General features: G+C 69.5%; 27 protein-coding genes and 1 pseudogene. 15 read left to right on the top strand and 13 right to left on the bottom strand.

What is annotated here, in order from left to right; all coding sequences use genetic code 11:
- Window positions 1-85: 85 nt before the first annotated feature.
- Window positions 86-799 carry a GntR family transcriptional regulator gene (locus QSK18_RS32900; RefSeq protein WP_285627427.1) on the top strand — a complete coding sequence of 238 codons (714 nt, stop codon included), beginning with the start codon at window positions 86-88 and terminating at the stop codon, window positions 797-799.
- A gap of 34 nt (window positions 800-833) precedes the next feature.
- On the opposite strand, the gene QSK18_RS32895 is transcribed toward QSK18_RS32900, so the two are convergent.
- Together QSK18_RS32895 and QSK18_RS32890 are read right to left on the bottom strand one after the other, a co-directional pair.
- Window positions 834-2,135 carry an APC family permease gene (locus tag QSK18_RS32895; RefSeq protein WP_285627424.1) on the bottom strand — a complete coding sequence of 434 codons (1,302 nt, stop codon included), beginning with the start codon at window positions 2,133-2,135 and terminating at the stop codon, window positions 834-836.
- A gap of 117 nt (window positions 2,136-2,252) precedes the next feature.
- Window positions 2,253-2,723, bottom strand: coding sequence for an Lrp/AsnC family transcriptional regulator (locus QSK18_RS32890; protein ID WP_232813146.1), 471 nt, complete (start codon window positions 2,721-2,723; stop codon window positions 2,253-2,255).
- Between the two features lie 97 nt (window positions 2,724-2,820).
- On the opposite strand from QSK18_RS32890, the gene QSK18_RS32885 reads away from it, so the two are divergent.
- Window positions 2,821-3,255, top strand: a complete 435-nt coding sequence (locus tag QSK18_RS32885) for a nuclear transport factor 2 family protein (RefSeq protein ID WP_285627420.1) — start codon at window positions 2,821-2,823, stop codon at window positions 3,253-3,255.
- A gap of 56 nt (window positions 3,256-3,311) precedes the next feature.
- Window positions 3,312-3,866: a TetR/AcrR family transcriptional regulator gene (locus tag QSK18_RS32880; protein WP_285627416.1), complete on the top strand. Its 555-nt coding sequence runs from the start codon at window positions 3,312-3,314 to the stop codon at window positions 3,864-3,866.
- Window positions 3,867-3,908: 42 nt separating this feature from the next.
- Here the strand turns inward: QSK18_RS32880 and QSK18_RS32875 are convergent, their stop codons facing one another.
- The 3 genes from QSK18_RS32875 to QSK18_RS32865 form a co-directional block, all read right to left on the bottom strand.
- Window positions 3,909-4,784: an SDR family oxidoreductase gene (locus QSK18_RS32875; RefSeq protein ID WP_352396708.1), complete on the bottom strand. Its 876-nt coding sequence runs from the start codon at window positions 4,782-4,784 to the stop codon at window positions 3,909-3,911.
- Window positions 4,781-5,509 carry an SDR family oxidoreductase gene (locus QSK18_RS32870; RefSeq protein ID WP_285627410.1) on the bottom strand — a complete coding sequence of 243 codons (729 nt, stop codon included), beginning with the start codon at window positions 5,507-5,509 and terminating at the stop codon, window positions 4,781-4,783. Before QSK18_RS32870 ends, QSK18_RS32875 begins: the two co-directional genes overlap by 4 nt.
- A gap of 126 nt (window positions 5,510-5,635) precedes the next feature.
- Entirely contained in the window at window positions 5,636-6,478 is an 843-nt protein-coding gene (locus tag QSK18_RS32865; protein ID WP_285627407.1) for a helix-turn-helix domain-containing protein, read from the bottom strand.
- A 172-nt stretch (window positions 6,479-6,650) separates the two neighbouring features.
- Here QSK18_RS32865 and QSK18_RS32860 point away from each other — a divergent pair, with 172 nt between their 5' ends.
- Window positions 6,651-7,028: a hypothetical protein gene (locus QSK18_RS32860; protein ID WP_232813152.1), complete on the top strand. Its 378-nt coding sequence runs from the start codon at window positions 6,651-6,653 to the stop codon at window positions 7,026-7,028.
- Window positions 7,029-7,165: 137 nt separating this feature from the next.
- The gene (locus QSK18_RS32855) at window positions 7,166-8,062 is read left to right on the top strand and encodes a hypothetical protein (protein ID WP_285627402.1); all 897 of its coding nucleotides are present in this window, start codon (window positions 7,166-7,168) and stop codon (window positions 8,060-8,062) included.
- 103 nt (window positions 8,063-8,165) lie between these two features.
- Here the strand turns inward: QSK18_RS32855 and QSK18_RS32850 are convergent, their stop codons facing one another.
- A complete protein-coding gene (locus QSK18_RS32850; RefSeq protein WP_285627399.1) occupies window positions 8,166-9,059 on the bottom strand; it encodes a hypothetical protein in 894 nt (297 codons plus the stop codon).
- Between the two features lie 131 nt (window positions 9,060-9,190).
- Complete coding sequence (locus QSK18_RS32845) at window positions 9,191-9,760, bottom strand: TetR/AcrR family transcriptional regulator (protein ID WP_232813155.1); 570 nt, start codon at window positions 9,758-9,760, stop codon at window positions 9,191-9,193.
- Between the two features lie 142 nt (window positions 9,761-9,902).
- On the opposite strand from QSK18_RS32845, the gene QSK18_RS32840 reads away from it, so the two are divergent.
- From QSK18_RS32840 to QSK18_RS32820, 5 genes are all read left to right on the top strand, one after another.
- A complete protein-coding gene (locus QSK18_RS32840) occupies window positions 9,903-10,718 on the top strand; it encodes an alpha/beta fold hydrolase (RefSeq protein ID WP_285627397.1) in 816 nt (271 codons plus the stop codon).
- Entirely contained in the window at window positions 10,715-11,500 is a 786-nt protein-coding gene (locus tag QSK18_RS32835) for an alpha/beta hydrolase (protein WP_285627394.1), read from the top strand. Before QSK18_RS32840 ends, QSK18_RS32835 begins: the two co-directional genes overlap by 4 nt.
- Window positions 11,497-12,456, top strand: coding sequence for an alpha/beta hydrolase (locus QSK18_RS32830; protein WP_232813158.1), 960 nt, complete (start codon window positions 11,497-11,499; stop codon window positions 12,454-12,456). The genes QSK18_RS32835 and QSK18_RS32830 overlap by 4 nt, the downstream gene beginning before the upstream one ends.
- 67 nt (window positions 12,457-12,523) lie before the next feature.
- Complete coding sequence (locus QSK18_RS32825; protein WP_285627384.1) at window positions 12,524-13,435, top strand: NmrA family NAD(P)-binding protein; 912 nt, start codon at window positions 12,524-12,526, stop codon at window positions 13,433-13,435.
- The gene (locus QSK18_RS32820; protein WP_285627378.1) at window positions 13,435-14,487 is read left to right on the top strand and encodes an aldo/keto reductase; all 1,053 of its coding nucleotides are present in this window, start codon (window positions 13,435-13,437) and stop codon (window positions 14,485-14,487) included. Before QSK18_RS32825 ends, QSK18_RS32820 begins: the two co-directional genes overlap by 1 nt.
- 61 nt (window positions 14,488-14,548) lie before the next feature.
- Here the strand turns inward: QSK18_RS32820 and QSK18_RS32815 are convergent, their stop codons facing one another.
- Window positions 14,549-15,229: a bifunctional 4-hydroxy-2-oxoglutarate aldolase/2-dehydro-3-deoxy-phosphogluconate aldolase gene (locus QSK18_RS32815; protein WP_285627376.1), complete on the bottom strand. Its 681-nt coding sequence runs from the start codon at window positions 15,227-15,229 to the stop codon at window positions 14,549-14,551.
- Between the two features lie 115 nt (window positions 15,230-15,344).
- Here QSK18_RS32815 and QSK18_RS32810 point away from each other — a divergent pair, with 115 nt between their 5' ends.
- From QSK18_RS32810 to QSK18_RS32790, 5 genes and pseudogenes are all read left to right on the top strand, one after another.
- Window positions 15,345-16,172 (top strand): SMP-30/gluconolactonase/LRE family protein, encoded by an 828-nt coding sequence (locus QSK18_RS32810; RefSeq protein WP_232813162.1) that lies wholly within the window; start codon window positions 15,345-15,347, stop codon window positions 16,170-16,172.
- Between the two features lie 8 nt (window positions 16,173-16,180).
- A pseudogene (locus QSK18_RS32805) lies at window positions 16,181-16,375 on the top strand (4-hydroxythreonine-4-phosphate dehydrogenase PdxA); the annotation flags it as partial.
- Between the two features lie 361 nt (window positions 16,376-16,736).
- A complete protein-coding gene (locus QSK18_RS32800) occupies window positions 16,737-17,795 on the top strand; it encodes an arabinan endo-1,5-alpha-L-arabinosidase (protein ID WP_232813163.1) in 1,059 nt (352 codons plus the stop codon).
- 18 nt (window positions 17,796-17,813) lie between these two features.
- Entirely contained in the window at window positions 17,814-19,283 is a 1,470-nt protein-coding gene (locus QSK18_RS32795; protein ID WP_285627371.1) for a family 43 glycosylhydrolase, read from the top strand.
- Entirely contained in the window at window positions 19,280-20,659 is a 1,380-nt protein-coding gene (locus QSK18_RS32790) for a glycoside hydrolase family 43 protein (RefSeq protein ID WP_285627369.1), read from the top strand. Before QSK18_RS32795 ends, QSK18_RS32790 begins: the two co-directional genes overlap by 4 nt.
- Window positions 20,660-21,192: 533 nt before the next feature.
- Here the strand turns inward: QSK18_RS32790 and QSK18_RS32785 are convergent.
- The 5 genes from QSK18_RS32785 to QSK18_RS32765 form a co-directional block, all read right to left on the bottom strand.
- Complete coding sequence (locus tag QSK18_RS32785) at window positions 21,193-22,254, bottom strand: SPL family radical SAM protein (RefSeq protein WP_285627366.1); 1,062 nt, start codon at window positions 22,252-22,254, stop codon at window positions 21,193-21,195.
- A 186-nt stretch (window positions 22,255-22,440) separates the two neighbouring features.
- Entirely contained in the window at window positions 22,441-23,199 is a 759-nt protein-coding gene (locus QSK18_RS32780) for an expansin EXLX1 family cellulose-binding protein (protein ID WP_285627363.1), read from the bottom strand.
- A 152-nt stretch (window positions 23,200-23,351) separates the two neighbouring features.
- Complete coding sequence (locus QSK18_RS32775) at window positions 23,352-24,563, bottom strand: M20 metallopeptidase family protein (protein WP_285627360.1); 1,212 nt, start codon at window positions 24,561-24,563, stop codon at window positions 23,352-23,354.
- Window positions 24,560-25,375, bottom strand: a complete 816-nt coding sequence (locus QSK18_RS32770) for a PIG-L deacetylase family protein (RefSeq protein ID WP_232813169.1) — start codon at window positions 25,373-25,375, stop codon at window positions 24,560-24,562. Before QSK18_RS32770 ends, QSK18_RS32775 begins: the two co-directional genes overlap by 4 nt.
- A gap of 180 nt (window positions 25,376-25,555) precedes the next feature.
- Complete coding sequence (locus QSK18_RS32765; protein WP_285627356.1) at window positions 25,556-26,335, bottom strand: hypothetical protein; 780 nt, start codon at window positions 26,333-26,335, stop codon at window positions 25,556-25,558.
- Window positions 26,336-26,380: the final 45 nt, after the last annotated feature.

Here is a 26,380-nt window from a genome sequence, read left to right as displayed (position 1 = left end):
ATGTCAAGAGCCCTTACTTTTCCTGAGCTGGAGTGATGAGTTGACCACTGGTCAGGTACGGCATGATGGGTCCCAGGAGGTGGGGATGAAACGGATCTGGGTCCGCGACCAGCTGCGCCAGCTGATCGAGGACAACCCCTCGGGGGCACTCATCCCGTCCGAGCGCGACCTCAGCGAGCAGTTCGGCGTCTCCCGGCCCACCCTGCGCGCGGCCATCGAGGAGCTGGCCCGCGACGGCCTGCTGGTGAGGCATCCCGGCCGGGGTACCTTCACCACGGCCCGGCCGGTGTCGCAGCCACTGGCGGGCCTGGACGGGTCGTCCGGGTTCGCGGTCCCACCGGCCGACGGCGCCTGGCTGAGCCGGGTCGAGCAGTTCCAGATCGCTCCGGCCGGCCCGAGACTGGGCGCCCGGCTGCACATCTCGCCGGCCACCGAGGTCCTGACCGTGCTGCGGCTACGGATCACCGACGACGAGCCGATGGCGATCGAGCACATCGCTCTGCCGGCCGGGCTGGTCCCGGGCATAACCCCGGCGGACTTCGAGGCCGGCTCGCTGTACCAGGTGCTGCGCAAGCGTTTCGACGTCCACGTCGCCACCGCGGTCCAGACCACCGAGGCCACGGTGACCGACGTGAACGAGTCGGCCCTGCTGGGGGTGCCGGTGCACGCCCCGGCCCTGCTGTTCGCGCGCACCACGAAAGACGCCGAGGCCCGCACGGTGGAGTACACGCGCTCGATCTACCGCGGCGACCGCTACCGGATCACTGCCCAGTTGCGCTTCGATGATTCCAGCGGCTGATTGAGGACGTTTGCGAGGACGGACGGCGACCGGCTCACCTACCGGCGCGGCCAGTTCCGTCAGAACCCGGCCACAGGAGTGCACAGGCCCCCAGCACGATCGGAATCAGCAGCAGGACCCCGCAGAACAGCAGAACGACCGCTGTGAAGGTGATCCCCGCCAGGGCGCCGTACCAGGTGAGAGTGCGGGAGGGCAGCAGGCGCAGAGCCGCCGCCATTCCGGCGCAGGAGACAGCGGCCAGGCAGGCAGACGTGGTCCGCATGAGAGTGTCCAGCTCGATCTTCATGACGGTGGTGACCAGTACCGCGATGAGGCAGAACAGGAGCTGAGCGCTCAGGCTGCGCCGGGGTACGTCGCCCACGCCGCCACCTTTGGCCAGGGCCCGGGGCATTCCGCCGTCACGCCCCAGCGCCGCCCCCAGGCGTGCACCGCCGGCCAGGTAGGTGTTCACGGCGACGAAACTGAGGACGACTGCTGCGCCGGCTGCGATGGTATGCCCGGCCGGCCCGAAAGCCACCTCCAGCAGAAGACTCAGTGGGACCGACGTGGTGGCGGCCGTGTTTCCCAGCACCGCAATGGTCAGGACGGCCAAGGACAGGTAGAGCACGCTGACCAGAGCCAGGGTGAGTCCGGTGGCGAGCGGCAGTTGCCGTCGTGGGTCGCGGAACTCGGCCGACAGGTGACTGGCTGCCTCCCAGCCGGAGAAGGCGAAGAACAGGACGGCAGCGGCGGTTCCGACGGCCGCCCAGCCGTGTGGTGCGAACGGGGTGAAGTGCGCCGAGCGGCCGGCGGGTGCAGCGACGACGACCGTGAGCAGCAGGAGGACGGCCAGGGCGACGACCAGGAGGAGTTGGACCCGGCCCGACAGGCGCAGTCCCGCGTAGTTGGTGGCGAATGCGGTTGCCAGGATGGCTATCGCGATCGACCGCGCCACGGCTGGCCCGCCGCCGAGGGACGCCGCCAGGTACTCCCCTCCCACCAGGGCACCGGACAGCACCCCGACGGGTACGGCTGCGAAGAACCACCAGCCGACCGGAACGGCCCAGCGGGGCCCGAACGCCCGGGTGACGAACGTGGCCACCCCGCCGCTGTCGGGATGCCGCGCTCCCAGGGCGGCGAACGTACTGGCTATGGGCACGCTGAAGAGCAGCATCAGGATCCAGGCCACGAGCGAGGCGGGGCCGGCTGCGCCGGCGGCCAGCGCCGGCAGCACCATCACCCCGGGTCCCAGCACAGCCCCGGTGCAGAGAGCGGTTCCAGCCAGGAGCCCGAGCTGGGGTGTACCGGTCGCGGCGTGTTCCTGTGATGACTGCTGGTGTTCAGCCGAAGTAGACACAGCCGTGAAAGTAGGTCCGCACAGCGGCTTTACCCGTTCCGCTGAACAACATTCGTGAACACGGTATCCCGGACGGCCTTCGCCGAACTTTGTTCGGCTCGATGCCCGGGTGGGCGATCAATCGCTGTCGTCCAGCTGGGCCGGCTGCACGGCATGGTTCGCGGTGTGCTCGTAGACCAGTGAGGTGCGGAAGGTGATGACCTCCCGGCGCGCACTGAACCGGTCGACGAGCATGGTGTGCATGGCGTCCACGCTGGGCACGGCCACGTGCATCAGGAAGTCGTCACCACCGGCCACCACGTAGACGGCCAGCACCTCGGGCTGCTGCAGGGCGAACGCCTTGAAGTTCTGGATCACCTCCCGGCTGAGCGGCCGGATCTGGAAACCGATCATGGCCTGGACGCCCCGGCCGATCCGGTTCAGGTCGACGCGTGCGTGGTAGCCGGCCAGGACACCCGACTGCTCCAGGGCCCGGGTGCGCACGAGGGTGCTGGAGGGCGCCAGGCCCACGCGGGAGGCCAGCTGGCGGTTGGTCAGTCGGGCCTCCTTCTGCAGTTCGGTGAGGATCGCGGCATCCCGTTCGTCCATGAGCCGAACCTACGGGACGCCGGCGGCGCCTCGCTTGCCCGGCGAACACTCCTGACGTACGTTTGTTATTGGTCAGTCACAAACACAGGAGCAGTCGATGTCCCCTACCACTCAGCCCTCCCCCGCCCAGCACGCCCTGTCCGAGCACCTCCGGCTGGTCTCGGCCGGCCAGATCGACGAGTGGGTCGAGCTGTACACCCCCGAAGGCGTCATCGAGTTCCCCTTCGCGCCCACCGGCGTCCCCACCCGGGTCCAGGGCCGTCAGGCCCTGCTGGAGCACATGCGCTCGTTCCCGCAGACCTTCGACGTGCGCTTCGTCGACCTGGTCTTCCACGACCTGACCGACCCGCACACCGCGATCGCCGAGTTCCGCTCCACCGGCACCGCGATCCCCACCGGCAAGCCCTACGAGCAGACCGTCGTGGCCGTGGTCCGCACCGACGGCGAGGGGCGGATCACCCGCTTCGTCGATTACTGGAACCCGCTGGTGGCGATCGAGGCCCTCACCCCCGCCGACCAGCCCACCGTGTAGAGCACCCGCCCGTAGCGGCTGACCGGACCCGAGCCCGGCCGTGATTGACTGCAGCCATGCCCGCCCCTGGCTCCAGCGACAAGAGCGACCAACGACGACAGGTCGTCCTGCAAGCGGCCGTGACCTGCTTCGCCCGTAAAGGGTTCTACGGCACCACCACAGCGGAGATCGCCGAGCGGGCCGGCATCTCCCAGCCGTACATCTACCGGCTGTTCGCGGACAAGGCGACATTGTTCGCCGGCGCCGTCCTGCACGTCTCCGACCTGATCACGGCCGCCCTCAGTACCGGGGCCGAGGACGGGCCCCGGACACCGCAGGCCGCCATGCAGGCAGCACGCGCGGGCTACCGCGAACTCATCCAGAACCGTGACGTGATGCGTTTTCTCATGCACGCCAACTGCGCGGCCGAGGAACCCCTGATCGCCGAGGCCGTGCGGTCCTGCTACGCCAGGCAGGTGACCCTGGCCCGCGATCTGCTGGGTGACGACGAGGCCGTACGCCAGTGGCTGGGGGCCGGCATGCTCGAGAACGTCACGGTGATGCTGAATCTGGCCGACGTCGAGGAGTCCTGGGCCCGCACGATGACGCCACGGCAGGAACAGCCGCTCTGATTCGGCCCGGGTGCTCCAGGGCGCACCCGGGCCGGGCCGCAACTACACGGGTTTCAGCAGGTCTGCGAAGCCGAGGTTGCGGTAGAAGTCGCGCCGCACCCGGTCCCCGATCCGGAACACCTCCTCGGCCCCGTCCTGGGCCGGATCGATGTACAGCCGGAACGGCCGCGAGCCCTTGGGAAGCGCGACCACCCGCGCGATTTCCCGGGCCACCTCGCCCGGATCGGCGTCAGCCGGCGACTGCTGCGCCTGGCGCTGCAGCAACATCTGGATGTCGTCGCCGTACTCCGCCTCGTAGGCCGCCCGGACCTCACCGTCGTCCGGCTGGGCCGCGTGCGCGTAGTGGTTGGTGCCCGAGGTGAACGAGCCCGGCACCACGATCACCGAATCGATCCCGAAGCGCGACACCTCGGCCGCCATGCTCACCGCCAGCGCGTCCTCCGCCGCCTTGGCCGCGAAGTAGGGGCCCAGATAGGGAGGTGTGCCACCCCGGGCACTGGACGATCCGACCCAGACCAGCAGCCCGTCGCGTTGCGCACGCAGCACCGGCAGGACAGCCCGGTTCAGGCGATGGGTGGACAGCACGTTGGTGTCGTAGATCGAGGCCACCTGCTCGACGGTGAAGGCCTCGGCCGGACCCAGGGTCATGTGGCCGGCATTGTGCACCACCACGTCGATCCGCCCTGCCTCGGACACGACCCGCGCCACCGCCGCATCCACCGACTCCTGTGACGACACATCCATCTCGACCGTGACCGCGTTTTCGGACAGCTTCTCGAAGTCGGCCGCAGCGGCTGCGTTACGGCCGGCCACGTCACGCATGCCGGCGTAGACGGTGTGCCCGGTCTTGAGCAGTTCCTGGGCAGTCATGGCCCCGAACCCGCTCGAGGCCCCGGTCACGATGACGACGCCCATCAGGCAATGCCTCCGTTCACGTAGACGACCTGTCCGTTGACCCACCGCGCCGGGCCGGCCAGGAACGAGACGGCCTCGGCGATGTCGGCCGGCTCGCCCAGCCGCTCCAGCGGCGGTTGAGCGGCCATCCGGTCGACCACCTCCTGCGGCTTGCCGTTCAGGAAGAGCGGGGTGGCCGTGGGCCCGGGGGCGACCGCGTTCACCGTGATGTCACGACCCCGCACTTCCTGGGCGAGGATCCGGGTGATGCCGTCCACCGCTGCCTTGCTGGCCACGTAGGCCGAGTACGTGGGCAGGGCGAGCTTCACCACCGAAGAGGAGAAGTTGATCAGCGCCCCACCCGGCCGGAGCCGTTTCACCGCAGCCTGACTCACCACGAACGTGCCACGCACGTTGACCTGGTACGTGCGGTCCAGATCCTCCAGGGAAAGTTCCGCCAGTGGTGACAACAACATGATCCCGGCGGTGTTCACCACCACGTCCACTCCGCCGAACTCGGCCTCGGCCGTGTCGAAGAGCGAGCCCACCTCGTCCGGCCGGGCCACGTCGGCCCGGGCGGCGACCGCCGAGCCACCCTTGTCCGTGATCGACCTGACCAGTTCGTCAGCCCGTTCCGGCCCACCCGAATAGGCGACCAGCACGCTCATCCCGTCGGCGGCCAGACGCTCCGACACCGATTGCCCGATCCCGCCGGACCCGCCGGTGACGATCGCAACCCGATTCTGCATCCGCCCATCACTCCTCGAAGATCTCCGCGGTTCCTGGAGTTCCCGAGCACAGTGCGAACGCCCTTCTCCCGCAAGCCGGGAACGGCCCAACGTCCCGTTCTTGCTCCGTTATCGCCCGCTATTGCGCTACCGCCCGGGCCGGGCCCGGTACGCCCTGGGGGTGCAGCCGTACTCCCGGCGGAAGGCCGCTGCGAACTGCCCCGGGCTGCGGTAGCCGCACGAGGCGGCAATTGCCGCCACCGGCCGGTCGGAGTTGCGAAGGAGCCGGGCCCCCTGCCGCAGTCGCAGTCTGCCCAGGTAACGGGCCGGCGTGTGTCCGGTGGCGCCTCGGAACACCCGCAGGAAGTGGAACTTGCTCAGCCCCAGCAGTTCGGCCAGCTGCTCCAAGGAGATGTCATCAGCCAGGTGCGCGTGCATGAACTCCACGACCAGGTCCACCTCCCCGGCGCTGAGCGTTGCCCGGCCCGGCCTGCTCCGGGGAAGCGAGGTGGGTGCCACGCGGTACACGACGTGCGCCGCCAGAGCAGCCGCGACGGAGTCTGCATAGACCGCCGGGGCCTCGTCGTCCAGAGCGGACACCAGAGTCTGCAGCGAAGCTTGTACGTAGGCGTCGTCCAAGGTCAGCGCATCAGGGAAGGTGACGCCGGCCGGGACCAGCGACGGAGCCAGGTGCAGGTGCTGCGAGCGCATCCGTGCCGGGGCGGTGGCCTGCCAGCGCAGGACGTTCTCCTTACCGGGGGCGGTGATCCCGATGGACCCCGGCCGGTAGTCGTCACTGGTCCAGCGGCGCCCGTTCCGGCTGGCGATGCGATAGCGGCCACTGGACACCCGAACCAGCGTCAGGGACGGCGACCGCGTGGCGAAAGGCTCCGCGACGAAAGGGTCCTCGTACTCGTCCAGTCGGACCGCGGTCCAGCCGAGCCGCGAACTGGAACGCACGATACGGGAGGGCAGACCGGGTCGTGTCATGCATCCATGATCGAATACGACGGCGCCGGCCGCACCACTACCGTCCGGCGCGAAGGTGTTGCATCAGAACGAAGGGCGGAGATGGGGGTACAGCGCTCCGGGTTTGCTTGAGTGAGGCAGGTCGCGGCAGCAGCATGATCACCCTCACAGGTCTTCGATCGGAGGCAACGGAATGCTCACCCGACTCAGATCCCTCTCCCTGGCCGCAGCCGGCGCTCTGGCGTTCGCCGGGCTCGGTGTCGGCACCGCCAACTCGGCCCAGGCCGTCACCTGGGTGTGCGGGGCGGAGGTGCACTCGTCCTGGGGCGGCGGGCAGCTGTGCGTCGGCGCCGGGGTCGGCTGGAAGGTCCGCACCCGCGACGAGGCCTCCGACGGCTACTGCGTGCAGGCCAAGTACTACTCCGAAGACTCCAACAGCTGGAAGAACACCTCGCCCAGCTCCCAGGAGTGCAACGGCGTCTGGAAGACCACCGTGATCGGAACGCAGCCGTACTCGGACGGGGTTCGCCTGTACCGCAACGACGGACGGTACCTGACGCTTCCGCGATAGGGGCCCACCGCCGTCCATAGTTTGAAAGCCCTTCCCGACGAGCAGAACCGATGGACGTCGGGGAGGGCTTTCGTGGGTCTGTACGCGCGGGATCGAAAATTCCTCAGATGCGCGGCCCTCCTGCCGAAGGGGGTGGGATGGACGACGTCCAAGAGTCTCGTTCCCTGGCCTCCCGCCGCGCCGACGTGGCGACCGGGCTGTTGCTGACCGGCGCCGCACTCGCCATCGGGGTCGCCGGTATCACCTGGATGGCCCAGCGCACTCACCGCTTCTGGCTCGCGTCCGAGGACATCAGCTCTTTCGAGATGTACTCGCTGCCCCTGCACACCGCGTCGATGACCGGAATCGGGCTGATTGCGGTCATGGTGGCGAGCGTTCTGGTGGTGCGCGGGCGGGCCGCCATGGCCGCCCCGACGCTGATCGGCGCGGCCATCGGACCCATGGCGCTCGTCGCCGTGCCGGTGTCCGAACAACTGGCCCTGGGCAACGGCGTCGACACCGTGTTCTGGTGGCGGGCGCTGGTCGCAGGCATCGTGCTGGCCATCCTGGGCACGGGCACCTGGTGGGCGACGCGTCACCTCGACTCCATCGGCGTCCTGGCCGATCCGGACCCACCTGAGTGCAGGCGGCCGCTGATGTCCGGCACCGCCCTGTACATCCTCGCCACGGGCGTGTCCCTGGCCGCGCAGGTGCCCATGATGATGAACGCGAATGCGCCTCAGCCGATGGGCATGCTGGGCTGGGCGCTTCTGGTGGGCGGATGTGCAGTGGCCGGGACGGCACTGACCGCGCGGCAGGTGGCGGTGGCCACCATGGGATGCGGTGCCGTCCTGCTGCTGATGGCCACCGCCTACCTCCGCGACGGCGGCTGGCCGGGGGTGGCGGGCTGGGAGCTGCACGCGCAGTCGCCGATCATCCTCACCTGGGTCGCCGCCCTGGCGTTCGCGGCGGGCCCCTTCGCCGGGTTCCTCACCTTCCTCGTGCGCCTGCCCGCGGTGCACTCCTCGCTGGAACCAGCCCGCACGGACGGTTGATCAACGGCTGAGAGTGTCGAACGAGCTGTGGATGGTCGCCACCCACAGCTCGTTCTGGGTTTGACTGAGCTGCCTCAGACGTGTGCAGCCCTCTGGTCGGCGGTCAGTTCTGGTAGAGCTTCCAGGCCACCCCGCCCGGATTGCCCTGCTGGTCGAAACCAGCCAGGTTGGTCGCAGTGACCACAATCTTGTTCTTGCCCGGCAGCAGGGTCACCGGGGTGGTGAACGAGCTGTTCCAGTTGGCGCCGCTGAGCACCTCGGTGCCGTTCAGCTGCACCGTGAACGAGTCGTCGGCCCAGCCCGCGACCACTCCGGGCTGGGCGGCCTGCGCGGCGGTCAGTGTGAAGGTCTTGGTGAACGTGAGCACGTTCTGCCCGTCACGGGTCAGTTCGTGGCTCCAGATCTTGGGCACGACCAGCGGATCGGGCCACGAACCGCCCTGGCAGACCCCCAGAGGTGAGGTGGTGGAGCAGCCGAGGTGTCCCCTGCTCAGGTGTGCCCGGCCGGCCTCGCCGTCGTCGGCGATGAAACGGTCGCCCGGCTGGGACGAGGCGAGGACCTTGTTGCCCAGAGGCGCCGTCACGTAGGCGTGGATCTCCTTGCCCACCACCGCGCCGGTGCTGGTGGTGGCGCAGGCCACGAGCACGTGGTGGCCGACGTCGAGGGCTACGTCACCGCTGGACCACAGGCGGATGCGGGTCGAGCCCTGCTTGCGGGCTTTCAGGGTGGCCTGCCCCACCGACGTCCCGTTGGCGAAGAGTTCCACGCCCGTGACCTTCTGGCTGAGCTTGCCGGTGACCCGGCCGTTGACGGCGAGCCCGGTGGCGGCGTGGTCGGTGGACGAGTGGGCCTTCGGACTGGCGAATTTGACCCACAGTTGCGAGTTCGGAGCGGTCGAGCAGGGCGCGGCCACGTCGGCCCGGGCCGCGTCACTCACGACGAGGGCCGGTGCGGCGAGCAGGGCCGCCCCCAGCAGCCCGGCGAACAGACGTCTCATGGTTCCCCCCAGATGTCGGCGACTCCGGACGGGTCGCTGTCACGCGAAGCGTGGCAGCGAAGATCAGCGCGTCGGCGGTGGGAAACGCTGGCCGATCGCGAAATCCACCGTTGAGCTGAGCCGGCTGCTGCTCAGCGGAGCCCGGCCATCCAGCGGGCGGTGCGGACGAAGGTCTTGCGGGCTCCCTGCCGGTCGTCGAGAAAGCTCCCGACCAGCAACGAGTCTCGCAGCATGGCGAGGGCGGAGGCCTTGAGCTCGACGTCTTCGCGGCCGGCCTCGGTGAGCATGGTCAGCAGATCGTGATGGAACCAGGCCCGGTGCTGGGTGACGACCTGCCGGACCGGGCCGGCCGGGTCGGGGAACTCACCGGCGGCCTTGATGAACGGGCAGCCCAGGGTGTGGCGCAGCATGGCGTCGTCGGCGATGCCCTCGATGGCCAGCTCGAGCTTGTGATCGGCCGAGACCGCCTGGGCGAGTGCCTCGTCCCAGATCTGGTGCATGGTCACGTCCTCGCGCTTGAGGTAGGCCACGACCAGCTCCTCCTTGCCACTGAAGTGGCGGTACATCGAGGCCCGGGTGACGTTGGCCTGCTGGAGCACCCGATCCACCCCGACCGCGTTGATGCCCTCTGCGTAGAAGAGCCGGCTCGCGGCTTCCAGCAGCCGTTCTCTCGGGCCGACCGCGGTTGCTCCAGTCGTCATCGCGTCACTGTACAGCGGTAACGATCGTTACGCCACCAGTGGGCCAGAACCTCTTTGCTGCTTGCAAACTTTCAAGCGAGCGTGCTTTTGTTGAAGCCAAGCGGGAACGATCGTTACCGCTCTTCAGCGAAAGGCTTCCTTCGTGTCCAAGCCCCAACGCCCCCTGCTCGTCCTGGCCGCCGTCGCCGCCCTGAGCGGCGCGGCCACCGCTGTCCCGGCCACCGCACAAGCCAGCACCAGCGCCAAGCCCACCGTCGTGCTGGTGCACGGCGCCTGGGCCGACGCCTCGAGCTTCGCCCCCGTCACCCAGCGCCTGCAGCACGACGGCTACCAGGTCCTGAACGCACCGAACCCGCTGCGCGGTCTGGCCGCTGATGCGGCTTCGGTGGCGGCCTTCGTCAACCAGGCCACCGAGGGCCCGGTCGTGCTGGTGGGTCACTCCTACGGCGGAGCGGTCATCACCAACGCCGCCACCCAGGCGCCCCGGGTACGGGCGCTCGCCTACATCGACGCCTTCGCCCCGGCCGCCGGCGAGACCATCGTCCAGCTCACCGGCGCCAAGCCCGGTTCCGCCCTGGCGGCGCCGGTCGAGACGGTGTTCGACGTCGTGCAGGATCCGGCGATGCCCGCCGGTGACGTCGACCTGTACGTCAAGCGGTCCCGGTTCCGCGAGATCTTCGCCGCCCACCTGCCCGCCAAGAGCGCCAAGGCCCTGGCCGCCGCGCAGTCGCCGATCGCCGCCGGGGCACTGCAGGAGCCCTCGGGTGAACCGGCCTGGAAGACGCTGCCCAGCGAGTTCGTGGTCGGCACCGGCGACCGGGTGATCCCGGCCGCCGAACAGCTCGCCATGGCGCAGCGGGCGCACGGGCACGTCACCCAGGTGAGCGCCGACCACCTGTCCATGCTGCAGAAGCCCGCCGTGGTCACCGCCGCGATCGAACGGGCGGCCCGGAGGTGAGCCGCAGCGTCCTGTTCATCCCCGGTCTGTGGATCCACTCCTCGGCCTGGACGCCCTGGCTGGAGGCATTCGGGGCGGCCGGCTACGACGCCTGGACCCTGGGCTGGCCGGGCGAGGCCGCGACCGCCCCGGCGACCCGGCAGGATCCTGAGCGCCTGGCCGGCACCGGTATCCAGGAACTGACCGACCACTACGCCGCCCACCTGAAGGGCCGCGACGAGCCGCCGATCGTGGTCGGTCACTCCTTCGGCGGTCTGGTCGCCGAGAAGCTGCTGGCCGCGGGCCTGGCCGAGGCGGCCGTGGCGATCGACCCGGCACCGGTGCGGGGCGTGCGGGCCCTGCCGATCCCCCAGATCCGCAGCGCCCTGCCGGTGCTGCGGCGCCGCTCCAACCTGGACAAGGCGGTCCAGCTGAGCCGCCGGCAGTTCCGCTACGGCTTCGCCAACGCGCTCAGCCGCGCGGAGGCCGACGAACTGTACGGCCGGTACGCCATCCCCGGCCCGGGCAAACCGATCTTCCAGCTCACCGCGGCGAAGAAGGACCCGGCCTCACCGAGCGCGGTGGACCTGGACGACAGCCGCCGCGGATCGCTGCTGATCATCGGCGGCGGCCGGGACCACACCGTGCCCGCGGTGGTGGCCCGCCAGGCCGCCGACCTGTACCGGCCCGGCCTGAACACCCAGTACCGCGAACTGCCCGGCAAGGGCCACTCGCTGGTCTTCGACAGCGGCTGGCGTGAGGTCTGCGACCTCGTTCTCACCCATCTGAAGGAAATGTCATGATCACCCCTCCCCCGTTCGACGCCGAGCTGAAGACCGTGCTCGACGTGGTCAACCAGTCGATCACCCCGACCCTGCGCCCCGAGCACCTGCAGGCCCTGCGCGGCCCGGGGTTCACCCCCTCCCTGGAGCAGTTGCTGGAAGGCCGGGCGATCGTCCACGAGGAACACACCGTGCCCGGGCCGGAAGGCGCCCCCGACGTGCTGGTCTCGGTGTTCCGGCCGCGCACCCGCCAGGGCGCCGGGCCGGGCTTTTTCTTCACCCACGTCGGCGGCATGATCTTCGGTGACCGCTTCGTCGGGGTCGCCCCGGTGGTGGACTACGTGGAGCGGTTCAACGCCGTGGTGGTCACCGTGGAGTACCGCCTGGCTCCCGAGAACCCCGCCCCGGCCGCCCTGGAGGACTCCTACGCCGCGCTGGTGTGGACGGCCAAGCACGCTGCCGAACTGGGCATCGACCCCGAGCGCCTGATCACCATCGGCGGCAGCGCCGGCGGCGGGCTGACCGCCGGGATCACCATGATGGCGCGCGACCGCGGCTTCCCCGCCCTGGCCGGGCAGGTGCTCATGTACGCCATGCTCGACGAGCGCAACGACAGTGTCTCGGCCCGGCAGATTGACGGCATCGGCATCTGGGACCGCACCAGCAACGACACCGGCTGGAACTTCTACCTCGGCGACCGGCGCGGCGGCGAGGAGATCACCGCGTACGAGTCCGCCCTGCGGGCAACCGACTTCACCGGGCTGCCCGCCACCTACGTCGAGGCGGGCTCGGCCGAGGTCTTCCGCGACGAGGACGTGGCCTACGCCTCGGCCGTGTGGGCGGCCGGCGGCGAGGCCGAACTGCACATCTGGCCCGGCGGATACCACCTGTTCGAGCTGCTGGCCCCCGAGGCGGCCCTGTCCGTGGCCGCCCGCGAGACCCGGGCCGCGTGGATCGCCCGTCTGCTCACCCGCTGAGTCAGCCCGAGTCTGCCCAGGCCGCCGACCCGACCTGGGCAGGCCGTCCCCCTGAGAAAGGATTTTCATGAGCCGCCGATTCCTCATCACCGGCGCCACCGGCAAGACCGGCCTCACCAGCGTCCGGTTGCTGCGCGAGAAGGGTCATGCGGTGACCGCGTTCGTGCACCGCGACGACGAACGCTCCCGTGCACTGGCCGATCTGGGAGCCGACGTGGTCGTGGGTGACCTGCGCGACGTTGCGGCGGTGGCCGACGCCGCCCGCGGCGCCGAGGGCCTGTACTTCTGCTACCCCGTCGCTCCGGGCCTGATCGAGGCCACGGCCGCCGTGGCCCAGGCCGCCGCCGAGGCCGGTGTGGCCACCGTGGTGAACATGTCGCAGGTCTCGGCCCGCCGGAACGCCACCAGCAACGCAGCCCGCCAGCACTGGCTCAGCGAACGCCTGCTGGATCGTGGGCCGTTCGCCGTCACGCACCTGCAGCCCACCTTCTTCGCCGACTGGCTGGCCTGGGGCTGGTACGAGCAGGGCGAGGAGGGCGTGATCGGCTTGCCGTTCGGTCAGGGCCGTCACGCCCCGATCACCGGGGACGACCAGGCCCGGGTGATCGCCGCCGTGCTGGAAGACCCCCGGCCGCATGCGGGCCGCACCTACCGGCTGTACGGCCGGGAAGAGCTGGACCACACCCAGATCGCGGCCGTCGTGGGCCGGGTCCTGGGCCGGCCGGTGCGCTACGACCCGATCGACATCGAGATCTACCGCACGGGTCTGCTCGCGCGCGGCGTCTCCGAGCACACCGTGCAGCACTTCGCCAACGTGGCCCTCGACTACCGCAACGGGATCTTCGCCGGCACGAACGACGCCGTGCAGCAGATCACCGGCCACGAACCGACCAGCGTCGCGGACTTCGTCGCCGCGAACCGCAACGCCTTCCAGGGAACCGGCCTGTTCGCCGTCCCCACTTCTGTTCAGGAGTCCTGATGCGCTACACCACCTTCGGCACCCGCACCGGGATACGTGTTTCCGAGTACGCGCTCGGCAGTGCCTCTTTCGGCACCAACTGGGGCGGGGCCGACCTCAGGCAGTCCCGCCGCATCCTCGACCGTTTCGCCGAGGCCGGCGGAACCCTGATCGACACCGCCGACGTGTACGGCTTCGGTCAGGCCGAGGAGGTGCTGGGCGAACTGCTCGGCGCCGACCGCGACTCCTTCGTGCTGGCCGGGAAGTACACCCTGGGCACGCACCCCGATCTGGGCGTCAGCCGCACCGGCAACAACCGCAAGTCGATGAAGTACGCCCTGCACGGCACCCTGAAGCGGCTGGGCACCGACCACCTGGACGTCTACCTGGTGCACCAGCCCGACTCGGTCACCCCGACCGAGGAGATCGTCGGCGCACTGGACGACCTGGTCCGAGCCGGCGACATCCGCCACGGTGGGCTCTCGAACTTCCCCGCCTGGCGAACGGCCTACGCCGCCTCACTGGCCGACCGCCTGAACCGCTCGGCCACCCTGGCCGGTCTGCAGATCGAGTACAACCTGCTCGACCGCGGCGGCGACCGGGAGATCCTGCCCGCAGCACAGGCTTTCGGCCTGGGCGTCATGCTCTACTCGCCCCTCGGCGGAGGCCTGCTCACCGGCAAGTACCGCACCGGTGAGCAGGGGCGCCTGTCCGGACCCGTCGCCATCGGGCAGAAGGAGGACACACCGCAGAAGCGGGCGACCCTGGACGCCCTGCTCAAGGTCTCCGCCGACACCGGCGAGAAGCCGGCCCGGATCGCCATGGCGTGGCTGCGTCACCGTGCCCGCCAGTGGGCCACCCCGCTGATCCCGGTCATCGGCCCCCGCACCCTGGAGCAGCTCGAGGACTACCTGGCGGCCCTCGACCTCACCGTCTCGCAGGAGCACCTGGAGGCCCTGGACGCGGTGAGCGCACCGGCCGTGGAGTACCCCGAGACCTCTCTGCGCAGCTACGCCGATGCTGTCCTCGGGGGCGTCTCGGACCGCTTCGACCGGGTTCGGCCGGTCGCCTGAGCCGGGCACGTCCTCGCCCGTCGGGCCGGCCCGTGTATCAGACCGGCTGCACGCTCAGCCTTTACGGTCGGCCCGATAGGCCGTCGTCGTTCCGTGCAGACAAGGGGGTCCGCGCAGACAAGGGCTTCCGGCCCGTCTGCACCAGCCCGGCCGCAACCAGCCGGGAGATCTCCTCGGCATCGGCGAAGGCCGAGCCGATGGCCACACCACGGCACCCGGCCTGCAGGAACTCTTCGGCGTTCCCGGCCCCGATCCCTCCGGTGGCCACAAACCGCGCCTGAGGGAACGGGGCCAACTGGGCCTTGACCCAGTCCGGCCCCAGAACGGACGCAGGGAAGGCCTTCAGCCAGAGCAGGCCAAGCTTCAGCGCCGTGTGGATCTCGGTGGACGTGGCCACGCCCGGCAGGTGCGGAACCCCCAGTTCCTTCGACAGATGGAAGATGTCGGCGTCCAGGCCCGGAGCCACCGTGAAATGTGCCCCCAGGCGCGCCACCCGGTGCAGTTGCCCGGTCTCGCGCACCGTCCCGGCCCCCACGTACCGGTTGTGCCGGCGCCCGGCCTCGACGGCCGCCTCCAGGGCCTCGAACCCGGCCTCGTCCTGTACCGGCACCTCCACAGCCTGCGCACCCGCACCCCAGGCGGCCTCGCAGATCGCCACGGTCGCCTCCGGGGTCATCCCCCGGAAAATGCCCATGACCTTGGACAGGGAGAAGACCTCGTCGAAGAACTCGGTGTCGTTCATGATGCTCCTCCGTTCCGGGCCCGCCTGCGCCTCGGCTTGGTCCTCCCCGTCCGGCGCGACGAGGATGGCTCATACGCCGAATGGTGAGCCTTACACGCAACTGGGAGCAGATCGTATGACCGCGAGCGACAGCGTGTGGCGGATCGTCAGCAGTACGCCGCACGAGCTGGGAGAAGGGTTGCGCCGCGTGGACGGCCTCGTGCAGTGGGTGGATCTGCTGCAGGGGCACGCCTACAGCTGGGACCCGGCCTCGGCCGAGCCCGGCCGCCTCAAGCACAGTGCAGGGCGGCCCCTGGGGGTTGTGGAACCGGGCCCGGATGGTCGCGTTCTGGCCGCGGTGGGCACCGGGCTGGCCCATCTGAGCCCGGCCGGGGAATTCGTCACGGTGGCCGACACGGGCCTGGACCCGGCCCGGCACCGGGTCAACGATGGCGCCTTCGCCCCGGACGGCTCGTTCTGGTTCGGCACGATGGTCCACGACGACAGCACGCCGCAGGGCGCTCAGTGGCGCTGGGATCCGTTGTCCGGGAGGCTGTCTCAGCTTCGATCCGGCATCGACATCCCGAACGGGCCGACGTTCCTTCAGGACGGCCAGACGGCGCTGGTCGCCGACACCTCGGCTCGCCGGATCTTGAGGACGTCGGTCAGGGCCCCGCACGAATGGGAGACTTTCGCTGTGGTCACCGGCGGTTCGCCGGACGGGATGTTCACCGACGATCAGAACCAGGTCTGGAACGCGGTGTGGGGCGCGTCCCGCCTCGACGTCTATTCGTCCGACGGGGCCTTGCTGAAACGTGTCCCGCTGCCGGTCTCGCAGCCGACCAGTGTGCTGCACATGCCCGGCCCCGATCCGCTGGTGGTGATCACCAGCGCCGCCGTCGGGCTCGACGCGCGGGGTGGCCTGGACGGGCACACCTTGGCCGCCCCGCTGTCCCATCTCTAGAACAGGCCGAGGCGGTCAACATCACGATCGGCCTGCCGGTGGTGCGGGTCTCGGTCGACCACGGCACCGCCTTCGACATCGCCGGCCAGGGAATCGCCCGGGAGGCCAGCCTGGTACTGGCCTGTGAACGGGCCGCGGCGCTGGCGCCGGGCTGGGACGACGCGTGGCGGGCGGCCTCGGCGGGGGTTGCCTCGCCGGCCTGACCAACAGCCCGAAGGGTTGCCCCGCATCGGCGGGGCAACCCTTCTGCGTTTGGCCAGCATCCGGCCGACGAGCGAACCGTTCAGCGCTGCAAAAGTCGCAAATGTTCACGCTAACATCGCCGCTGTCCTCCGTTTGACCAGCCAAAAGACCCTGTCAAGGGGGCTTTGGCGCCAAGTGGCATGTCTTGACCGGCCGAGAAGTGAACGAGAACATCGACGAGCGTTGGTCCGTAATGCGTAGTTCACACCCTGACAGCTGACCGCTCCGGATCCTCCGTCTCTGTTCTGGTCCCCCCGGCCGTGGACCAGGGCGGCGTCGGCGACCCCACCAGTCGTGACCCGCTCTCATCGAAGGACAGCCATGGCAATTTCGCTTCTGCCTGCCCGGATTTCCAGGCGGCGACTCCTCACCCTGCTCACCGCACTCGCTCTGGTCTCGAGCGCCGCGGCGGCGACCGCCGGGCCCTCGGACGCCGCCCCGCACAGCGCCGTCCCGGTCTCGCGCGTGGCCGCCACCCCGACCGTCGCGCCGGCCGCCTACCCCAACCCGGGCTACGTCACCGGGGACACCGGCGTGCACGACCCGACGATCGTGCGCAGGCCCAACAACGGCGGCTACCTCCTGGCCCACACCGGGCCCAACCTCACGCTCAAGACGTCCACCGACCGCATCACCTTCCGCAACGCGGGCTCGGTGTTCCCCGACGGCGCCCCCTGGACCAGCACGTACACCAACGGCAGCCGGGACCTGTGGGCGCCCGACCTCACCTACCGCAACGGCACCTACTACTTGTACTACTCAGCCTCGACTTTCGGCTCCAACCGCTCGGCGATCTTCCTGGCCACCAGCACCACCGGCGCTGCCGGGTCGTGGACCAACCGAGGCCTGGTGATCGAGACCCGCACCTCCGACACCTACAACGCCATTGACCCGAACCTGTTCGTCGACAGCGACGGCAAGTGGTGGCTGAGCTTCGGCTCGTTCTGGTCGGGGATCAAGCTGATCCAGCTCAACCCCTCCACCGGGCTGCGCACCGACAGCACCCTCCGCAGCGTCGCCGGACGCAACGGCGGCGCGATCGAGGCCCCCGTCATCGTCAAACGCGGCTCCTACTACTACCTCTGGACGTCGTTCGACCGCTGCTGCGCGGGCGCCTCGAGCACCTACCGGGTGATGGTCGGGCGTTCCACCAGCGTCACCGGCCCCTACACCGACCGCAACGGCGTCGCCCTGAACTCCGGCGGCGGCACGCAGGTGCTGGCCGGGCACGGCAGCATCCACGGCCCGGGACACCAGGCCGTCCTGGCCGACAGCGACGGTGACGTCCTCGTCTACCACTACTACGCCGACAACGGCACCTCCCTGCTGGGCATCAACCTGCTCGGATACGACTCCGCCGGCTGGCCTTTCGTCTACTAGAACCTCAAGGAGCCCCACGTGCGAACAACGAAGTTGCGCGCCCTCCTGGCCGCGAGCCTGACCAGCGTCCTGGTCACCATCGGCCTGGTCGCCACCGGCACCGAGGCCTCCGCCGCCACCGTGCAACCAGGAACCGCCTACGTCCTGATCAACCGCAACAGCAACAAGGCACTGGACGTGTTCAACCTGGCCACCACCGACGGCGCGGCGATCAACCAGTTCTCCCGTAACGACGGCGCCTGGCAGCAGTGGAAGTTCCTGGACTCCGGCGGCGGCTGGTACCGCGTGCAGTCCGTGCACAGCGGCAAGGTGCTCGACCTGCCCACCACGGCCGACGGCATCCAGCTGGTGCAGAACGCCGACCGCAACGACGCCCGTCAGCAGTTCAGTCTGGCCGACTCCGCCGACGGCCACGTGCGCCTGATCAACCGCAACAGCGGCAAGGCCCTGGACGTGTGGGAGCACTCCACCGCCGACGGCGCCAAGGTTTCGCAGTTCCAGGACCTGGGCGGCGCCAACCAGCAGTGGCTGCTGGTGCCCACACCGCCTGCGCCCAAGACGTTCAACAACCCGATCAAACGCAACGGCCCGGACCCGTGGCTGCAGTACCACAACGGCTACTACTACCTGGCCACCACGACCTGGAACTCCACCGTCACCATGCGCCGCTCGGCCACCCTGGCCGGTCTGGCCACCGCCACCGACCAGGTGGTCTTCAACCTGGCCGGCCGCGCGAACGGCTGCTGCAACATGTGGGCCCCCGAGTTCCACCTGATCAACGGCCGCTGGTACTTCTACTACACCGCCGGTCAGAACGTCTCGGACTACAACCCCACCCAGCGCCTGCACGTGCTGGAGTCCGCGGGCACCGACCCGATGGGCCCCTACACGTTCAAGGCCGACCTCGGCAGCGACTGGGCCCTGGACGCCAGCGTGCTCAAGGTGGGCAGCAACCTGTACCTGATGGGCACCTACGGCGGTGACGGCGCCGGGCAGAGCAACTTCATCCAGCGGCTGAGCAACCCGTGGACGCTGACCGGCACCCGCACCCGGCTCAGCTCCCCCACCCTGGCGTGGGAACGGCAGACCGGCGCGGTCAACGAGGGCCCAGAACCCCTGTACCGCAACGGGAAGGTGATGGTCGTCTACTCGGCCAGCGCCTGCTGGGGACCGGACTACAAGCTGGGCCTGCTCACCCTGACCGGCACCGACCCGCTCAACCCGGCGCACTGGACCAAGAAGTCGACCCCGGTGTTCCAGCGCAGCGACGCCAACAGCGTCTTCGCGCCCGGGCACAACGGCTTCTTCAAGAGCCCCGACGGCAAGGAGGACTGGATCGTCTACCACGCCAACGACTCCGCGGCCGGCGGCTGCGACATGAACCGCTCCACCCGCGCCCAGAAGTTCACCTGGAACGCCGACGACACCCCCAACTTCGGCACGCCGGTCCGCCTGGGTGTGACCCTGACCGCACCCTCGGGAGAATGATGCTCACCCGACGCACCCTGATCGCCTCCGGCCTGGCCGCAGCCGCCGGTGTCGCCGTCGCCCGCCCCGCCCTCGCCGCCACCTACGCCGGTTACGTCATGGGGTATTTCACCGAATCCCCCAGCCAGCTCGGCGCCGACTACGGCCTGCACCTGGCCGTCAGCTCCGACGGCCTGAACTGGACACCTCTGAACCAGAACAACCCCGTCGTCACCCCCACCGCCGGCACCGGGGGCCTGCGCGACCCGTACCTCCTGCGCAAGCAGGACGGCACCTTCGTCGTCCTGGCCACCGACCTGACCGGCGCCGATTTCACCCAGCCGAACCAGTACATCCACTGCTGGGACTCGGCCGACCTGCGTAGCTTCACCGGCTACCGGCGGCTGCGGATGCACACCATGAACACCCACACCTGGGCCCCGGAAGCCTTCTGGGACGCCGCCCGCGGCCAGTACGGCATCATCTACTCGGCCAACAGCGGCGGCCGGGACGGGTTCTGGGTGAACTACACCAGCGACTTCCGCACGGTCGGCCCGGCGCAGTTGTTCTTCGACCCAGGCTTCAACGTCCTGGACGCCACCACCCACGTCCACAACAACGTCCATTATCTGTACTACAAGAGCTTTGTGGACGGGCGCCTGTACGGCGCTCGCTCCAGCACCCTCAACCCGCGCAGCTTCGACAACGGCACCTACACCGCGGGGGTGGTCAACGGCGGCATCGAGGCGCCGATCGTGGTCAAGGCCAACGACCGCAACGAGTGGTGGCTGTGGGGCGACTCCTACTCCCCCAACAACGGCGAACTGTACGTCTGGCGCTCGGGCAACATCGGCCTGGACAGTTGGACGCCGCTGACCAAGGCCCAGTACACCCAGCCACTCAACGCCAAACACCCCACCATCACACCGATCACGGCCACCGAACAGTCGAACCTGCTCAGTCGCTGGGGCTCCCCGGCCTGGAACCGGATCAAGTCCTACAACTACCCCGACCACCTGATCCGGCACGCCAACTACGCCGCCCGCATCGACCCCTACCCCTTCGACCCCTACCCCGACTCCCAGTGGCGCCTGGTGCCCGGCCTGGCCGACTCCTCCGGGGTCTCGTTCCAGTCGGTCAACGTGGCCAACCACTACCTCCGCCACTCCAACTACACCCTGGCCCTGGCCCCCAACGACGGCACCAGCCTTTTCGCGGGCGACGCCACGTTCCACCGAACCCCAGGCCTGGCCGACAGCACCTGGACCTCGTTCCGCTCGCACAACGTGTCCACCCACTACATCCGGCACGCCGGCTTCGTGCTGCGACTCGATCCGCTGAGCAGCAGTTCGGCGGCCGGTGATCGGCAGGACGCGACCTTCCGGATCGGCTTCTAAGAGCACTTTGTTACCTCGCGCTCCGGCTTGTTTGTTCCGTCCAGAACTGTTTGACTGACAGCGTGGACAGGGCCGGGTCGGAGCGGATGCAGAGACGGCTGAGTGCCGTCCTCTTGGCGACAATGTGTGCACTGACGGGACTGTCCGGATGCGGAGCTGACTGTCGCAGTCTTGACTACAGTCTCGCCGCCGATGCTGTGGGCGAAAAAGACCCCCAGGCAGCCATTACTGCCTGGACGGAGACGTCGGACGAGGGTCAGCCGCAAGCTGGCTGGTCAGAGGTAGGCGAGGATACGCAGTCAAGTGATCGCGTCTTTGAGAGCGGCGATTGGCGGATAACGGTGTCGACGCTGCCCTCCGGTGAATGGGTGGTGACGAGCGGAACCAACTGCTGATCATGTAAGCACGATCGGCTTTGGATTGCTGGCATCACCTACGTCCGAACGCTGTCGAGTCAGACTCAACCAGGAGAGCGCGGGTCGGCGGCCCTCATCAGGGCCGCCGACCCGTGACCCGTGCCAGCGCCGAAGCGGTCAGGTCCAGTACAGGGTGCGGGCCTGCGGCAGGTGCTCGGCCAGCAGGTCCTCGAAGCCCGAACGCAGCTCGCTCATCGTCTCTTTGGTGTAGACGTGCTTGACCCCGCCGAACTTGGAACGCTTCTCGCGCCGGCTCGCCTCGTCCATCTCCAGACTCGTGGCCGGGTACCAGCCGAGCAGGGTCTGCTTGCTGCCGGGCGTGAACCGGTGGGTGATGCACTCCATGGTCAGATCCAGCCCCGGAACCCCCGACAACGCCTGCGCGGCCTGAGACAGCAGCTGAGCGTAGCCTTCTCGCCAGCCGGGCACCGGCATGATCGGGGCGATCACCAGCCCCACCGGATAGCCCGCCTCGGCCACCCGCTGGGCACCGGCCAGCCGGGCCCCCACGCCGGCGGTGCCGCCCTCGAACCGCTCGCTGACCGCGCCGGTGTTCACCGAGACCCGCACCCGTGTGCGTCCGCCGTGATCGACCGTCAGCAAGGGCTCGACCTGGTCGTATTTGGTGGTGAAACGCAACTGCACGCGGCCGGGCCAGTCGTGGGCACCGAAGTGCGCCACCGCTGCGGACAGCGAGCCGGTGACGTGCTCGATGCCGAGCGGATCGGTGTAGCAGGAGGCTTCGAAGGTGGTGCCCTCGGCGCTGCGGGCGGCCGTCCCGGAGGTGACCGAACCCTGTCCCACTGCGGCGTCCAGCCCGGCCAGGATCTCCTCGAGGTTGGCGTAGGCCCGCGTGATCGGCGGGCCGGTCAGCGAACCGGCCAGATAGCAGTACTGGCAGTGCGCCGGGCAGCCCTCGGCCAGGTCGAAACGCCAGTCGGCACTGGGGGCGATTGGTTGCAGACGGCGCTTGCTCGGCGGGGCCACGGTCACGGCCAGCGTCTGCTTGGCCGCGGCGTAGGTGGTGCGCTCGTCGCCGGCTTTCAGCGACGGCAGGCGGTCGCCCTTGAGCAGCTCGATCTGCGCGACCCCGGCGGCCTCGCACCGGGCCACGATGGCGCGGCCGTGCTCGTGCTCCAGGGCCGAGCGGGTGACCAGGACGCGACGCGGCGTCCACAACGGGGCCCTTCGGGCGCTTCGGTCACGTCCGGCGCGGGCTGTCGGTGTCGTGTTCATCTGCAGGTTGGCAACAGCCGCGGCAGCGCGATTAGTTCTCGGTGGGCCTACAAAGAAACGTGAGGACGCCGGTGGGCACCTTCGCGCGAAGGTGCCCACCGGCGTCCATTGTTGGGTTCAGACAGTCACTCAGGCGGCGGGCAGCTGCTTGGCGCCCTTCTGGACCTTGGTGGAGATCTTGATGCCGGAGTCGACCAGGCGGTGCCCGAAAATGTCGGTGATCCGGATCTTCTTGCCACAGCCGACGCCCTTGGGCGACTCGAAGTAGTTGTACTCCTTGCGAGCCAGGTTGACCCAGCCACTGGCCGTCTTCAGTTCGAGCTTCTTGATCGGGTTGCGGTGGTTACGCACCTGCACCCCGCACCACCACTTGGTCGAGCCGTCCTTGTACACGTAGCTCACCGGGCCGGCCGGCTTGGGCGTGACCAGCTTCCAGGTCACGTTGATCTGACCGGTCACCGGATCGGCGAGCTTGGCGAACGCCTCACGGGAGAGGTCGAGCTGGTGCAGGCGGCAGTCGCCGGGGCACAGGTCGACGATCTTGACCCGGATGCTGTTGCCCTTGGGGCCGGTCACCTTCAGGAAGGCCCCGCACATCTGCGCGTTCTGGTAGTCGCTGGTGTTGAGCGCGGCCACCATCATGTTCTTGGACTTGGGGTAGCTGCAGGCGCCGGTTCCGTCGGCGTCGTAGTGCGTGGCCACGCCCTTGTACTTCTTGGTCGGCGACACGGCCTGCTGGGTAAGGGTGCCGGTCGTACTTGTGGTGCTGGTGGTGCTGGTCGTGCTGGCGGCGGTGGGGTTGGCCGCGGAGCTGGACTGGGCCACGTACACCCCGGAGCTGACGACGAGGGCGAGCGCGGCCGCGGCGACGGCGGCCTGGATCTTCATTCGGGACACGGTCGGGATTTTGACGCATGTTGCCTCAGGTGGGCGTTCTGTCCCGGTTAAGAACAAACCTGATTGTGGACGTCGGTGGCGGGCTCGTGCGGTTCTCATGCGTTGCGCGAGCTACCGGAATCGCTACACATGGATCGACTGGCTCAGCAGGGCCGGCCTCCCAGCCAGGAACGGGTGACCGCCAGCAGCGCCCGCACGGCGAACGGCACGGCCTGCTCGGGATCGGGGGCGAAGTGCGGCGAGTGTCCGGACCGGGCCTGCGGGGAGGTCACGGCGGGCGCGGTGGCGATGCCGAAGAGCCAGAAGGCCGAGGGGATGCCGTAGTGGGCGGCGAGGTTGCCGAAGTCCTCGGAGCCGAGCATGGGCGGCATTTCTTCGTAGGTGCCGAACTCTTGCTCGAGCACCGCCTGCACTTGGGCGAGCGTGGCCTCGTCGTTGACGTTCAGGGGGAAGGGGTTGAACACCTCGATCTCGTGCTCCAGGCGCTCGGTGGCGGCGACGCCTGCGGTGATGCGGCGTACGGCTGCGTCGATGGTGTCCAGCGTGTGGCTGGAGAAGGCCCGGGAGCACACGGTCACGGTTAGTTCGGCCGGGATGGCGTTGGTGGCCTGGCCGGCGTGGACGGTGGTCGGGGTGATGACGGCCCGCTCCCCCGTTGGAAGCTCAGAGCCTGTTATCGCCTGGATGCGCAGGATCAGCTGGGCCGCGGCGGTCAGCGGGTTCGCGCTCTCGTGCGGCACCGAGGCGTGGCCGCCCGGTCCGCGCAGGGTGATCCGCCAGTTGCGCTGCCCGGCCATCAGCACGCCCGCCCGCGAACGCACGGTGCCGGCGTCGAAGTTGCCCACGTGCTGGCCGAGCAGCACCGACGGGGTGGGGTGTTCATCGAGCAGTCCGCTGGCGGCCAGCCGGGAGGCACCGGTGCCGGTCTCCTCGGCGGGCTGGGCGATCAGGACGAGCGTGCCGGACCAGTCCTGGCGGGTGGAGGCCAGCAGCCGGGCCACTCCCAGCAGGGCGGTGGTGTGCAGGTCGTGACCGCAGGCGTGCATGGCGCCCAGCTCGGGCGGGGCGGCGTAGGGCAGGCCGGTCTGCTCAACGATCGGCAGCGCATCGAGGTCGGCACGCAGGCCCACCATCGGGCCCGCGCCGTTCTCAAGCGAGGCCACCAGCCCGGTGACCTCGGCCGAGGTGGTGACCCGGTAACCCAGCCCGGACAGCTCCTGTGCCACCCGCCGGGTGGTGCGGACCTCCTCGAAGGCGATCTCGGGGTGGGCGTGCAGGTCCCGGTAGAAGTCCAGGAGGCCGGGCAGGATGTCGGCGAGTTGCCCGTCTTCAGTTGGGTTCGCAGGTGTCCTCAACGGTCGGTGAGCCGGTCGATGGCCCCGGCCGGGCCGCTGCGGGTGAACCACTCGACCCCGTAGGCCGAGTGCAGGCCGTCCTGCTGCAGGTGAGCGGCGTCGATCTGGCTCGAGTGCTGGCGCATGGCGGCCACTTTGGCGGCGAAGTCGCTCTCCCCGGCCTGGTAGTGCGCGCCGATGCGGGCCTTCGGCACGCCCACCGGGCCGCTGGCCCGCCCGGTGCGCCGCACCGCGTCGTTGGCGCCCAGGACCAGGTGCCGCACGTTCTGCCGGTCGAGGGTCTCGGCGTCGACGGTGGCCTCGTAGTAGCTGAGGCCTTGCTGGTTCCGGGCCACCTGGGCGGCGATCCGGTGCACGGCGACGTGGTCGGGGTGGGGGTAGATGCCGCCCTCGTCGTAGCCGACCAGGGTGTCGGCGCCGACGCGCTGCACGATCTCGCCGACCTGTTCGGCCACGGCCTGCACCGGCTGCTCGGACAGGGCCTGCCCGGGCCGGGTGGTGCCGAGCCCGGAGTCACCCCAGCCCAGGGTGACCAGCTCGTGGACGCCGAGCACGCTCGCCGCCCGCTGGAGTTCACCGGCCCGGACCCGGCCGACGTGCCGGCCCTCCCCGGCCAGATCCTGACCGGCGTGGCCGTCGGTGGCGACCACGAGCGTCACCCGGGCACCGGCCCGGGCCAGGGCGTGCATCACTGCCCCGGTGAAGATGGCCTCGTCATCGGGGTGGGCGTGCACGAAGACGACCGAGTGCTCGCTCAGCGAGCGGGCGGGGGCAGGAACGACAGGGACGAGCGGGGCGAGCACAGCAGACATGAGGAAGTACTCCGGCGGCGAGAAGGGTCGGTGGGCGAAGGTTCAGCCCCGACAACACCGCTCTGCACAGCAGAGGGTGACCACGGTCGTCGCCTGGTGGAGCACGCGGGCCTCCGGCTGCTCGGGGTGCGCCGCCGCACCCGTCATCTCTACTAGGTCGGTAGACTTTATCAGAACTTCCTAGGAACGCTCCGGTTCCAGCGCAGCCTCGGCGTCGCCGCAGGTCACGCCGTAGGCGAGCATGGTCACCGGCGAGTCGTAGCCGACGTTGCCCAGATCCGTCTCCTTGCCGTTGTCGGCCCGGGCGCCGTCCTCGCTGAGGTCGATCCGGGTGCGGATCACCCGGTCGCTGCTGTCGGCGTCGTCCTGCTTGGCGTTGAACCCGGCCAGGTAACGCTTCTTGCCCTTGGCCGGGCAGGCCACCCCGGTGCCGCGGCCGTTCATGCCCAGGTCGAAGGTGTACTGGTTGCCCTGGAGGTTGATGCTCGGCACGATCTTGCAGTCGATCACCGCGTAGAGCGCTGCGCTGTAGGCGGTGGCCAGCAGGATGATCGCGGTGCCGTCGCCCAGCCGGTTGCCGACGGCCGAGGCCTGGGCGTTCTCCACCTGGTCGGCGGTGAAACTGGTGGCGAAGCTGGCCCCGCTGGCGGTGCGCACACCGAGCAGCCGCTTGTCCCCCTTCAGGCCCAGCCACACCTGGTCGTCCCGCCCGTCCCCGTCCAGGTCACCGGCCAGGCCCACCCCGGCGTCGGCGGGGATGTCCACGCCGCCCACCTTGCAGCCGGCCTTGGGCTGAGCCTCGGTCTGGGTCGGGGCCCCGGCGGACGGGGAGACATCGACCGGGGCGGCCGTGGCATCGGACACCTGCTTCACCGTGGGCTCACCGGCGCATGCGCTCAGCGCGAGCAGCCCCGCCAGGGCAACGGCGGTCACGGCGCCGGGACGGCGAGGGCTGAGCATCGGACAGATCCTCCCGAGTTCATAGGGTTAGACCGACCTGACGCT

It is taken from the genome of Kineosporia sp. NBRC 101677, from assembly GCF_030269265.1.
Lineage (GTDB): Bacteria > Actinomycetota > Actinomycetes > Actinomycetales > Kineosporiaceae > Kineosporia > Kineosporia rhizophila.
Note: the sequence above shows the minus strand (reverse complement) of the source record. Positions and strands in the feature narration are given on the sequence as shown.

Coding starts and splice junctions, on each gene's coding strand:
- QSK18_RS32900 (WP_285627427.1), top strand. CDS start 86: ATGAAACGGATCTGGGTCCGCGACCAGCTGCGCCAGCTGATCGAGGAC.
- QSK18_RS32890 (WP_232813146.1), bottom strand. CDS start 2,723: ATGGACGAACGGGATGCCGCGATCCTCACCGAACTGCAGAAGGAGGCC.
- QSK18_RS32885 (WP_285627420.1), top strand. CDS start 2,821: ATGTCCCCTACCACTCAGCCCTCCCCCGCCCAGCACGCCCTGTCCGAG.
- QSK18_RS32880 (WP_285627416.1), top strand. CDS start 3,312: ATGCCCGCCCCTGGCTCCAGCGACAAGAGCGACCAACGACGACAGGTC.
- QSK18_RS32870 (WP_285627410.1), bottom strand. CDS start 5,509: ATGCAGAATCGGGTTGCGATCGTCACCGGCGGGTCCGGCGGGATCGGG.
- QSK18_RS32865 (WP_285627407.1), bottom strand. CDS start 6,478: ATGACACGACCCGGTCTGCCCTCCCGTATCGTGCGTTCCAGTTCGCGG.
- QSK18_RS32860 (WP_232813152.1), top strand. CDS start 6,651: ATGCTCACCCGACTCAGATCCCTCTCCCTGGCCGCAGCCGGCGCTCTG.
- QSK18_RS32855 (WP_285627402.1), top strand. CDS start 7,166: ATGGACGACGTCCAAGAGTCTCGTTCCCTGGCCTCCCGCCGCGCCGAC.
- QSK18_RS32850 (WP_285627399.1), bottom strand. CDS start 9,059: ATGAGACGTCTGTTCGCCGGGCTGCTGGGGGCGGCCCTGCTCGCCGCA.
- QSK18_RS32845 (WP_232813155.1), bottom strand. CDS start 9,760: ATGACGACTGGAGCAACCGCGGTCGGCCCGAGAGAACGGCTGCTGGAA.
- QSK18_RS32830 (WP_232813158.1), top strand. CDS start 11,497: ATGATCACCCCTCCCCCGTTCGACGCCGAGCTGAAGACCGTGCTCGAC.
- QSK18_RS32825 (WP_285627384.1), top strand. CDS start 12,524: ATGAGCCGCCGATTCCTCATCACCGGCGCCACCGGCAAGACCGGCCTC.
- QSK18_RS32820 (WP_285627378.1), top strand. CDS start 13,435: ATGCGCTACACCACCTTCGGCACCCGCACCGGGATACGTGTTTCCGAG.
- QSK18_RS32815 (WP_285627376.1), bottom strand. CDS start 15,229: ATGAACGACACCGAGTTCTTCGACGAGGTCTTCTCCCTGTCCAAGGTC.
- QSK18_RS32810 (WP_232813162.1), top strand. CDS start 15,345: ATGACCGCGAGCGACAGCGTGTGGCGGATCGTCAGCAGTACGCCGCAC.
- QSK18_RS32800 (WP_232813163.1), top strand. CDS start 16,737: ATGGCAATTTCGCTTCTGCCTGCCCGGATTTCCAGGCGGCGACTCCTC.
- QSK18_RS32790 (WP_285627369.1), top strand. CDS start 19,280: ATGATGCTCACCCGACGCACCCTGATCGCCTCCGGCCTGGCCGCAGCC.
- QSK18_RS32780 (WP_285627363.1), bottom strand. CDS start 23,199: ATGAAGATCCAGGCCGCCGTCGCCGCGGCCGCGCTCGCCCTCGTCGTC.
- QSK18_RS32770 (WP_232813169.1), bottom strand. CDS start 25,375: ATGTCTGCTGTGCTCGCCCCGCTCGTCCCTGTCGTTCCTGCCCCCGCC.
- QSK18_RS32765 (WP_285627356.1), bottom strand. CDS start 26,335: ATGCTCAGCCCTCGCCGTCCCGGCGCCGTGACCGCCGTTGCCCTGGCG.